Genomic DNA, 10098 nt, shown 5'->3' with positions numbered 1-10098 from the left:
TTGTTCAGGTCGCGGTTGTCGACATAGCGGATCATGATCGGCCGGCCCGCCAGGGCGCCGCCAAGTCCTTTGGTGAATTTTAGCGGCAGGCAGGCCTCGAGCGAGGAATTGATCGCCTTGAGATAGCTGGCGCGGGTGTCGGCCGGTACACCTGAGGTTGCGAAGGTCAGGCGCGGCGGGGCGATCATCTCGCCCGAGGTCTTGAAGCTGAAGCGCACGGACATCTGCATGCCCTCGCGCGCCGCATCGCCCGCCGGCGGCGACCAGCAGGAGCGCAGTTCGGCAAACAGATCCCCGATCGTGTCGAGGTCGTGGTCCGGCTTCTGGTATTTTGCCGCATCCCTCTGGTCCGGCACGCTCTCGATCGTGAGTTGCAGGTTCTCGCCGTAGGGGTAAAAAATCTCGGGGATGCAGGGCCAGGGACCAAACACACTGCAGAAGCTCGGCGTGCATGGTTGCCGGTCGAATACGCTGCAGGGCGAATGGGAAAACGGGATCGGGTTGATCTGATGGCGTTGCCGAGCGTCCGCTGTCTCGTTCAAGGCAAGCGCGAGGAAGCCGATTACGAAGGCCGTGATGATACGCCGCAGCATGACCATGTCCGAGAGTGCAACATCTCTCCGTGAAAAATGGTCCGCCACCTCGGCCGCATCAAGGCAGCCCGCTTTCACAACCCCGCGCGTTCGACATTGCGGAAGGCTCGGCCGAACTACATTCGGCTGTCATCGCCCGGCTTGATGTTGACCGGGCGATCCAGCATTCCAGAGACAGCAGTGCTTAAGCGGCCGCGGCGTACTGAATCACCCGCTTTTCGCGGATGATGACAGCCTTGTTCGGTGGCGCCAAAGGACACTTCTTCCAGTGGGGAGAGGTGGACCGAGTTTGCGGACCGATCAAGCAAAAGGTTGCCGCCCTCACGCCTTCTTCTTCACGTCCTTGACGTTGGTGAAGGTGATGCCCTCGGCGCGCTCCGTGGTGTAGCCGAGATAGAACTCGTTCTTGGCGAGGTACACCGGATCGCCATCGACATCGTCGGCGATCGAGGAGGCGTTGTCTGCGATGAATGCGTCCAGCTTCTTCCTGTCGTCGGACGACACCCAGCGCGCGAGCTGGAACTCCGCCACTTCGAACTCGACCGGCAGCGAATATTCCGCGTCGAGCCGCGCCTTCAACACATCGAGCTGCAGCGGGCCGACCACGCCGACCAGCGCCGGCGCGCCGTCGCGCGGGCGGAACACCTGCACGACGCCCTCCTCCGACATCTGCTGCAGCGCCTCTTTCAGCTTCTTGGCCTTCATCGCGTCGGTCAGACGCACCCGGCGGACGATTTCCGGCGCAAAGCTCGGCACGCCGACAAAAGTCAGCTCCTCGCCTTCGGTCAGCGTATCGCCGATCCGAAGCGTACCGTGATTGGGAATGCCGACGACGTCGCCGGCAAAGGCTTCGTCGGCGAGCGCCCGATCCTGGGCGAAGAAGAATTGCGGGCTCGCCAGCGACATCGATTTGCCGGTCCTGACCAGCTTTGCCTTCATGCCGCGGCTGAGTTTTCCGGAGCACAGCCGCGCGAATGCGATGCGGTCGCGGTGGTTGGGATCCATGTTGGCCTGGATCTTGAACACGAAGGCGCTCATGCTCGCCTCCGCGGCATCGACTTTGCGAAGGTCGGAATCCTGCGCGCGCGGCTGCGGCGCGAACTGCCCGAGACCTTCCAGGAGATCGCCGACGCCGAAATTGCGCAGCGCGCTGCCGAAATAGACCGGCGTTAGATGTCCCTCGCGAAAGGCATCGAGCTCGAACGGCTTGCAGGCCGAGGTCGCAAGCTCCAGCTCGTCCTTCAAGGCGGAGATGTCGAGGTTCTGGTTATAGCGCGTGAGTTCGCCGAGCTCGATCTGCTGCGCCGCGCCGGTCTTGGCGCCGCCGCCTTCGAGGAGGCGGATGCCGCCGTTGCGAACATCATAGGTTCCGACGAAATCGCGGCCGCGGCCGACCGGCCAGGTCATCGGCGTGGTGTCGAGCGCCAGCGTCTTTTCGATCTCGTCCAGCAACTCAAAGGTGTCGCGGCTCTCACGGTCCATCTTGTTGATGAAGGTGATGATCGGGATGTCGCGCAGCCGGCACACCTCGAACAGTTTTCGGGTGCGCGCCTCGATGCCCTTGGCGGCGTCGATCACCATCACAGCGGAATCGACCGCAGTCAGCGTGCGATAGGTGTCTTCGGAAAAGTCCTCGTGGCCCGGCGTGTCCAAGAGGTTGAAGACGAGGCCTTCGAATTCGAAGGTCATGACCGAGGTCACCACCGAGATACCGCGCTCTCGCTCGATCTTCATCCAGTCCGAGCGGGTGTTGCGGCGCTCGCCCTTGGCCTTGACCTGCCCGGCAAGATTGATGGCGCCGCCGAACAGCAGCAGCTTTTCGGTCAGCGTGGTCTTGCCGGCGTCGGGGTGCGAGATGATGGCAAAGGTGCGCCGCCGCGCCACCTCTGAGGCCAGCGGCGAGCGGGATGGCGAATCGGTCGTAACGGCGAGCTCTGACATGAGGCGTGACGATGTGGCAGGGAAAATGCCGGGGATCAAGGGTCAATCCGGCGTTCCCGATATGGGCATTCCCCGCCCCGAATCCAACTGCCGATGGGCTAACGGCTTAGCATCTGCACGGCCCAATAGGCGAATGCCGCAACCAGCCCCGAGGCAGGAATGGTCACGACCCAGGCATAGACGATCGAGCCGGCGACGTTCCAGCGCACCGCGGATGCGCGCCTCGCCGCGCCGACGCCGACGATCGCCCCGGTGATGGTGTGCGTGGTCGAGACGGGAACCCCGAGGAAGGTCGCCATGAACAGCGTCGCCGCGCCGCCGGTTTCCGCGCAAAAACCCTGCATTGGGGTCAGCTTGGTGATCCTTAAGCCCATGGTGCGGACGATGCGCCAGCCGCCCATCAGCGTGCCCAGCGCCATCGAGGCCTGGCAGGCCAGCACCACCCAGAAGGGCACGGAAAATTCCGCGCCGAGTTGGCCCTGCGAATACAGCAGCACGGCGACGATGCCCATGGTCTTCTGTGCGTCATTGCCGCCATGCCCGAGCGAATAGAGGGAGGCGGAGGCGAATTGCAGGATGCGGAAGGCCCGGTCGACCGCAAACGGCGTCGAGCGCACGGAGGCCCAGGACACGATCGCGACCAGCACCATTGCGAGCAGGAAGCCGACCAGCGGCGACAGCACGATGGCCGCAACGGTCTTGGACAGCCCGCTCCAGACCGCGGCCGAGAGTCCGGCCTTGGCCATCCCTGCGCCGACCAGCCCGCCGATCAGCGCATGCGAGCTCGACGAGGGAATCCCGAGCCCCCACGTGATCAGGTTCCAGACAATGGCGCCGACCAGCGCCGCGAAGATGACGTTGGCATCGACGATCGACGGCTCGATGATGCCGGTGCCGATGGTGGTGGCGACATGCAGGCCGAACACCGCGAAGGCGACGAAGTTGAAGAACGCCGCCCAGAACACGGCGTAATGCGGCCGCAGCACCCGGGTCGACACGATGGTCGCGATCGAATTGGCCGCGTCATGCAGTCCGTTGAGAAAGTCGAACAGCAGCGCGACCGCGATCAGCCCGACCAGAACCGGAAAACCGAGGGCGGTGTCCACGGCGCCCCCTAGAGCGCGATGCGCTGAAGCGCCATCGCGCTCCAGGTTTTTCGGTGGAGCATGATCTCCGCGCAAACTTGTTCCGCGTTTGTCGCGAGGGAGAACCGGTCCCCACTTTGCGCTAACGCGGCCCTTCGCGTCCGGATCATGCTCTAAACCTGCTCGATGACGATCGAATTGATCTCGTTGGCGACGTCGTCAAAACGGTCTGCGACCTTCTCCAGATGGTCGTAGATCTCGGCGCCAACGATGAAGTCCATCGTGTTGGCGTTGCGGTGCTTCAGGAACAGTTCTTTCAGCCCGATGTCGTGCAGGTCGTCGACGCGGCCTTCGAGCTTGGTCAGCTCCTCGGTGATGGCGGTCAGCAGCGCCACATTCTGGCCGATCGACTGCAGCAGCGGCAGCGCGCGCCCGACCAAGTTGGCGCATTCAACCACCAGGGTGCCCATCTCCCGCATCGGCGGCTCGAAGGAGCGCACCTCGAACAGCATCACCGCCTTAGCAGTCTGCTGCATCTGGTCGATGGCGTCGTCCATCGAGGTGATCAGGTTCTTGATGTCGCCGCGGTCGAACGGCGTGATGAAGGTGCGCCGCACCGCAGTCAGCACTTCGCGCGTGATGTTGTCGGCCTCGTTCTCGAACTGGTTGACGCGCTGGCAGAACACCGGGGTCTCCTCGCCCCCCTTCAGCATGCCCTGCAGGGCGATCGCGCCTTGCGCCACCGTCTGAGCGTGACGCGCGAACAGGTCGAAGAACCGTTCCTCTTTCGGCAAAAAAGCGCGAAACCAGCGCAGCATCGATGCAATCCATTCATTATGGAGCGTTATGGACCGGCCAGTGTCGCGGTTCTGACGTTCATACACACGCGGCCCGTCATGAAACTGTCATATATCGAACGCCGGGAAAAGGAGCAGGCCCTCCCGGCCCCGGTCGGGGGTCATCCACTGCTTTATGCCACCCTTCGGGCAACGCCCATGGCACGGGTAGTTCGACGAGCAGAACAGCTACAACGACAAACGGAAATAGTGAGCAATCTCGCCGACGACTCCACGGCGGAAGGTGAGCACGCAGGCCACGAAGATCACGCCCTGGATCACGGTGACCCACTGACCAAAACTCGCCAGATATTGCTGCATGGCGATGATCACGAAAGCGCCGACCACGGGGCCGAAGATGGTGCCGAGCCCGCCGACCAGCGTCATCAGCACGATCTCGCCCGACATACTCCAGTGCACGTCGGTGAGCGATGCATTCTGCGCCACGAACACTTTTAGCGCGCCGGCAAGGCCCGCAAGCGTGCCGGAGAGGATGAAGGCGAGCAGCTTGTACTGGTCGGTCTTGTAGCCGAGCGACGTCGCGCGCTGCTCGTTCTCGCGGATCGATTTCAGGACCTCGCCGAACGGCGAGTTGATGGTGCGGAAGATCAGCAGGAAGCCGCAAAGAAAGCCGGCCAGGATCACATAGTAGAGCGTCGTCGCATTGGCCAGGTTGAAGACGCCGAACAGATAACCCTGCGGAATGCCCTGGATGCCGTCCTCGCCATGGGTGAACGGCGCCTGCAAATAGATGAAATAGAGCAGCTGCGACAACGCCAGCGTGATCATCGAGAAATAGATGCCCTGCCGGCGGATCGAGATATAGCCGGTGACCACGCCCAGCAGGGCGGCCGCCGCGGTGCCGGTGAGGATACCGAGCTCCGGCGACAGCCCCCAGACCTTGAGCGCATGCGCGCTGCAATAACCGGCCGTCCCCAGGAACATCGCATGTCCGAAGGACAACAGGCCGCCATAGCCGATCAAAAGATTGAAGGCGCAGGCGAGCAGCGCAAAGCACAGCGCCTGCATGACGAAGAATGGATAGATGCCGGTCCATGGCACGATGGCAAGCAGCACCGCCATGAGGCCGAACACGACCATTTCGTCGCGCATCGCGCGTGGGCTCGCCTGCAGGGCATTGTCGGTCATCGCTGTCATGTCAAGCCGCCCGTCCCGTCAGTCCCGTCGGTTTCACCAGCAGCACCAGCACCATCAGCACGAACACGACGGTGTTGGAGGCCTCGGGATAGAAATATTTCGTCAGTCCCTCGACCACGCCGAGCGCAAAACCGGTGATAATGGACCCCATGATCGACCCCATGCCGCCGATCACCACCACCGCGAACACCACGATGATGAGATCGGCGCCCATCAACGGCCGGACCTGGTTGATCGGCGCGGACAGCACGCCGGCGAGCGCCGCAAGTCCGACGCCGAGACCATAGGTCAACGTGATCATGCGCGGCACGTTGATGCCGAAGGCCCGGACCAGCGTCGGATTTTCGGTGGCGGCGCGCAGATACGCCCCGAGCCGGGTCCGCTCGATCAGGAACCAGGTCGCAAGGCACACCACGAGCGAGAACACCACCACCCAGCCGCGATAGACCGGCAGGAACATGAAGCCGAGATTCATGCCGCCCTGCAGCCCGTTGAAGCCTGCGATCTTCGGATAGTCGGGAATGGCATAAGGCAGCCCCGAGGAGCCGAAATAATTCTGGAACACGCCCTGCACGATCAGCGCGATGCCGAAGGTCAAAAGCAGGCCATAGAGGTGATCGAGGCCGGCCAGCCATTGCAGCAGGGTCCGTTCCAGGATCATGCCGAAAATGCCGACCGCGATCGGCGCGATGAGCAGGGCCCACCAGTAACCGAGCCCCCCGAGATTGAGCAGGAAATAGGCGCAGAACGCACCCATCATGTAGAGCGCGCCATGCGCGAAATTGATGATGTTGAGCATGCCGAAGATCACGGCGAGCCCGAGACTGAGCAGCGCGTAGAACGAGCCGTTGATCAGTCCGACCAGAAGTTGGGCATAGAGAGCCTGCATCGCCTCACTCTTTCTTAAGGTCAGACGCCGAGATAGGTGTGGAGCTTGTCCATGTTGGCCGACAGCTCCGAATTGGCAAAGCCGTCGATCACCTTGCCGTGCTCGACGATGTAATACCGGTCGGCGACCGTGGAGGCGAAGCGGAAATTCTGCTCCACCAGGAGGATTGTAAAGCCCTCCCGCTTCAGCCGCGCGATGGTGTGGCCGATCTGCTGGATGATGACGGGCGCCAAGCCCTCCGTCGGCTCGTCCAGCATCAGAAAGCTGGCGCCGGTGCGCAGGATGCGCGCGATCGCCAGCATCTGCTGCTCGCCGCCCGAGAGTTTTGTGCCCTGGCTCGCGAGCCGCTCCTTCAGATTGGGAAAGAGATCGAAAATCTGGTCGAGCGTGAGCCCGCCGGCGCGCACCACCGGCGGCAGCAAGAGATTCTCGCGCACGTCGAGGCTGGCAAAGATGCCGCGCTCCTCGGGGCAGAACGCGACGCCAAGGCGCGCGATGCGGTCGGAGGTTGTGCGAATGAGCTCCTCGCTGTTGAAGCGCACCGAGCCGGTGCGCTTGCCGATCATGCCCATGATCGATTTCAGCGTCGTGGTCTTGCCGGCGCCGTTGCGGCCGAGCAGCGTCACCACCTCGCCGGCGTTCACGTCGAAATTGATGCCGTGCAGGATGTGGGATTCGCCGTACCAGGCTTCCAGATTTTTCACCGACAGGATCTGTCCGCCGGTTGCGGTCTTGACGGCGCCGGGCGCGGCCGTGCTCAGCTCAGGCATGCCCGGCTCCCAGATAGGCTTCCTTGACGCGCTCGTCCTTGGACAGCTCGGCATAGTGACCTTCGGCGAGCACCTGCCCCCGGGTCAGCACCGTGATGATGTCGGAGAGATTGGCGACGACGCTTAAGTTATGCTCGACCATCAGGATGGTGTATTTGGCGGAGATCCGCTTGATCAGGGCGGCGATCTTGTCGATGTCCTCATGACCCATGCCGGCCATCGGCTCGTCCAGCAGCATCATTTCCGGATCGAGCGCGAGCGTGGTCGCGATCTCCAGCGCCCGCTTGCGGCCATAGGGCATCTCGACCGCCGGTACGGCGGCGAATTCGCTGAGGCCCACATCATTCAGGAGTTCGAGCGCGCGGCCGTTGAAGCGGTTGAGCACCGATTTGGAGCGCCAGAAATCAAAGGAATGACCGTGCTGGCGCTGCAGCGCCACCCGGACATTCTCGAGTGCCGTCAGATGCGGAAATACCGCCGAGATCTGGAACGAGCGCACCAGCCCGAGCCGGGCTACATCGGCCGGCGCGACGGCGGTAATGTCTTGCCCTTTGTAGAAAATCCGTCCCGCCGAGGGCTGCAGAAACTTGGTCAACAGGTTGAAACACGTGGTCTTGCCGGCCCCATTCGGGCCGATCAGCGCGTGAATGCTGCCACGGCGGACCTTCAATGTGACATCGCGAACCGCAAAGAACCCCGCGAATTCCTTGGTCAATCCGTGGGTTTCGAGAATGAACTCGTCGGCCAAACAACCTCCCCCTTCCGGGCGCGACCGGCGCTCGGCTCCCTATCCTCTTTATCCTCCGACCGGCAGGCCGCGCGCACAGGACGTCTTGGGCCGTCCCGCGACCAGCACCGGTTGGCGCGGAATATGCCGTCATTCGAGGGAGTTAGGCAAGGCGGAAAGCTGCGCATGGGCGCGGACGTCGCACCCGCGACAGCTGCTCCCGCCACCGGCTCAGCACGTCACCCGAGGCGGCCTCGCGCCGCTGCAATCGGAGCTGCACGCGCAAGGGTTGATTGACTGTCATTCGGCTACTTCGCCGCTGACGCGGCCGCAGCGGCACAACCGGGCTGCACGTCATGCGAGCTCACCCGCGTGGCAGCTTCTTGGGCTTCACGTCCCGCTCATAGATCTCCGGCTTGAAGCCGACCACGAGCTTGCCGCCGAGATCGAGCACCGGGCGCCTGATCATCGACGGCTGCGCCAGCATCAACGCAAGCGCCTTCTTTTCGTCAAGACCTTCCCGGTCGGCGTCGGGCAATTTGCGGAAGGTGGTGCCGGCGCGGTTGAGCAGCGTCTCCCAGCCGAGCGCATCGCTCCACTGCTTCAATCGGTCCTTGGCGATGCCCGCGGCCTTGTAGTCGTGGAAGTCGTAAACAACACCATGGCTGTCGAGCCAGGCCCGCGCCTTCTTCATGGTGTCGCAATTCCTGATGCCGTAGATCGTGATCGTCATCGCGCAACAAGCCCGTCTTGCCGCTCAAGGGCGCTTCGGAATGTTCAGGCCGCGCTCGACGGCGGCCCGCTTGAGGCCGCGTTCGAGCCAAGACGGCACATGGTTCAGGTCGTCGAATCCCACGAGTTCCCGCGCGCCGTAGAAGCCGATCAGGTTGCGCACCCAGCCCAGCATGGCGATGTCGGCGATCGTGTAGTCCCCACCCATGATCCAGTCGCGGCCATCGAGCCGCGCCTCGATCACGCCGAGCAGGCGCTTGGTTTCGTCCACGTACCGCTTCAGCGGACGCTTGTCCTCAAATTCACGGCCGGCGAATTTGTGGAAGAAGCCCAGCTGGCCGAACATCGGTCCGATGTGGCCCATCTGGAAGAACACCCACTGGATCGTCTGGTAACGCAGCACGGCATCCGCGGGCAGCAGTTTGCCGGATTTCTCGGCCAGATAGATCAGGATGGCGCCGGACTCGAACAGCGGCAGCGGTTTTCCGCCGGGCCCGTCCGGATCGATGATGGCGGGAATTTTCCCGTTCGGGTTGAGCGAAAGAAATTCCGGCGTCCAGGTTTCGTTGGCGCCGAGATCGATATAGTGCGCTTCATAGGCGACCCCGATCTCCTCCAGCATGATCGAGACCTTCACGCCGTTCGGCGTGGCGGTGGAATAGAGCTGCAGCCGGTCGGGATGTTTCGCCGGCCAGCGCTTCGTGATGGGGAACGATGACATGTCAACCATGAAACACCGCGATGCTTTTCTCTCGGCAATCAAACGTTGGAGATGCGAATTCGATCAATGCGGTCATGGGCGACGCACCACCGTAACATTCATGGTGCGCCGGATGCTCATGCCCTGGCGGCGATAGAGCGCAATCGCCGGTGCGTTGTGCGCGTACACATGCAGGAACGGAATCTCGCCGCGCGCCACGATCTGCTTCGCGATAACGTCCATCAGCTTTTGCGCGTAGCCGCGGCCGCGGAAATCCGGATGCACGCAGATCCCGGTCATCTCCGTGTAGTCGCCGGGCGCCATGCGCTCGCCGATCATCGCGGCCAAGCGGCCGTCGATCCTGATACCGAGAAAGGTGCCTAATGTGTGCGTGCGCGGCGCGAACGGGCCCGGATTGGTGAGCGCAACCAGCTCCGTCATCGCAGGGACGTCCGCTGAACCCAGCGGAACGATCTTCACGTCGCTTGCCGGAACATTGGCCGGCGTACCGATCATCTGCTCGCCTTCCTCTGCCGCCACAACCTCGAATGCCGGCGGCACGTTCACCGGCTCCGGCGTGAACAGAACCTGCGTGTCGCGCGGCTGCATCAGATCGTGCAGCGCGGCAAAGCTCTCGGGAGACATATCGACCATGTCGGCGAACGGC

At 63.0% G+C, this 10098-nt stretch carries 11 protein-coding genes; all 11 read right to left on the bottom strand.

The window, feature by feature from the left end:
* On the bottom strand, positions 1-593 hold a 593-nt coding region (locus JOZ76_RS03040; RefSeq protein ID WP_291697150.1), incomplete at its 3' end, for a hypothetical protein.
* A 321-nt stretch (positions 594-914) separates the two neighbouring features.
* Positions 915-2534, bottom strand: a complete 1620-nt coding sequence (locus tag JOZ76_RS03035; protein ID WP_291697149.1) for a peptide chain release factor 3 — start codon at positions 2532-2534, stop codon at positions 915-917.
* Between the two features lie 98 nt (positions 2535-2632).
* On the bottom strand, positions 2633-3640 hold the full coding sequence (locus tag JOZ76_RS03030; RefSeq protein WP_291697148.1) for an inorganic phosphate transporter: 1008 nt from the start codon (positions 3638-3640) through the stop codon (positions 2633-2635).
* A gap of 152 nt (positions 3641-3792) precedes the next feature.
* Positions 3793-4437, bottom strand: a complete 645-nt coding sequence (locus JOZ76_RS03025; RefSeq protein WP_291697147.1) for a DUF47 domain-containing protein — start codon at positions 4435-4437, stop codon at positions 3793-3795.
* Positions 4438-4644: 207 nt separating this feature from the next.
* Positions 4645-5613: a branched-chain amino acid ABC transporter permease gene (locus JOZ76_RS03020; RefSeq protein WP_291697146.1), complete on the bottom strand. Its 969-nt coding sequence runs from the start codon at positions 5611-5613 to the stop codon at positions 4645-4647.
* 1 nt (position 5614) lies between these two features.
* The gene (locus JOZ76_RS03015; protein ID WP_291697145.1) at positions 5615-6502 is read right to left on the bottom strand and encodes a branched-chain amino acid ABC transporter permease; all 888 of its coding nucleotides are present in this window, start codon (positions 6500-6502) and stop codon (positions 5615-5617) included.
* A gap of 20 nt (positions 6503-6522) precedes the next feature.
* Positions 6523-7272: an ABC transporter ATP-binding protein gene (locus JOZ76_RS03010; protein WP_291697144.1), complete on the bottom strand. Its 750-nt coding sequence runs from the start codon at positions 7270-7272 to the stop codon at positions 6523-6525.
* Positions 7265-8020, bottom strand: a complete 756-nt coding sequence (locus JOZ76_RS03005) for an ABC transporter ATP-binding protein (RefSeq protein WP_291697143.1) — start codon at positions 8018-8020, stop codon at positions 7265-7267. Before JOZ76_RS03005 ends, JOZ76_RS03010 begins: the two co-directional genes overlap by 8 nt.
* A 343-nt stretch (positions 8021-8363) precedes the next feature.
* A complete protein-coding gene (locus JOZ76_RS03000; protein WP_291697142.1) occupies positions 8364-8732 on the bottom strand; it encodes an ArsC family reductase in 369 nt (122 codons plus the stop codon).
* Between the two features lie 24 nt (positions 8733-8756).
* Positions 8757-9461, bottom strand: a complete 705-nt coding sequence (locus JOZ76_RS02995) for a glutathione S-transferase N-terminal domain-containing protein (RefSeq protein ID WP_291697141.1) — start codon at positions 9459-9461, stop codon at positions 8757-8759.
* Between the two features lie 63 nt (positions 9462-9524).
* On the bottom strand, positions 9525-10098 hold a 574-nt coding region (locus tag JOZ76_RS02990), incomplete at its 5' end, for a GNAT family N-acetyltransferase (RefSeq protein WP_291697140.1).

Source organism: Bradyrhizobium sp. (assembly GCF_019244115.1).
GTDB lineage: Bacteria > Pseudomonadota > Alphaproteobacteria > Rhizobiales > Xanthobacteraceae > Bradyrhizobium.
The sequence above is the reverse complement of the archived record's forward strand: the minus strand, read 5'-3'. Positions and strand labels throughout refer to the sequence as shown.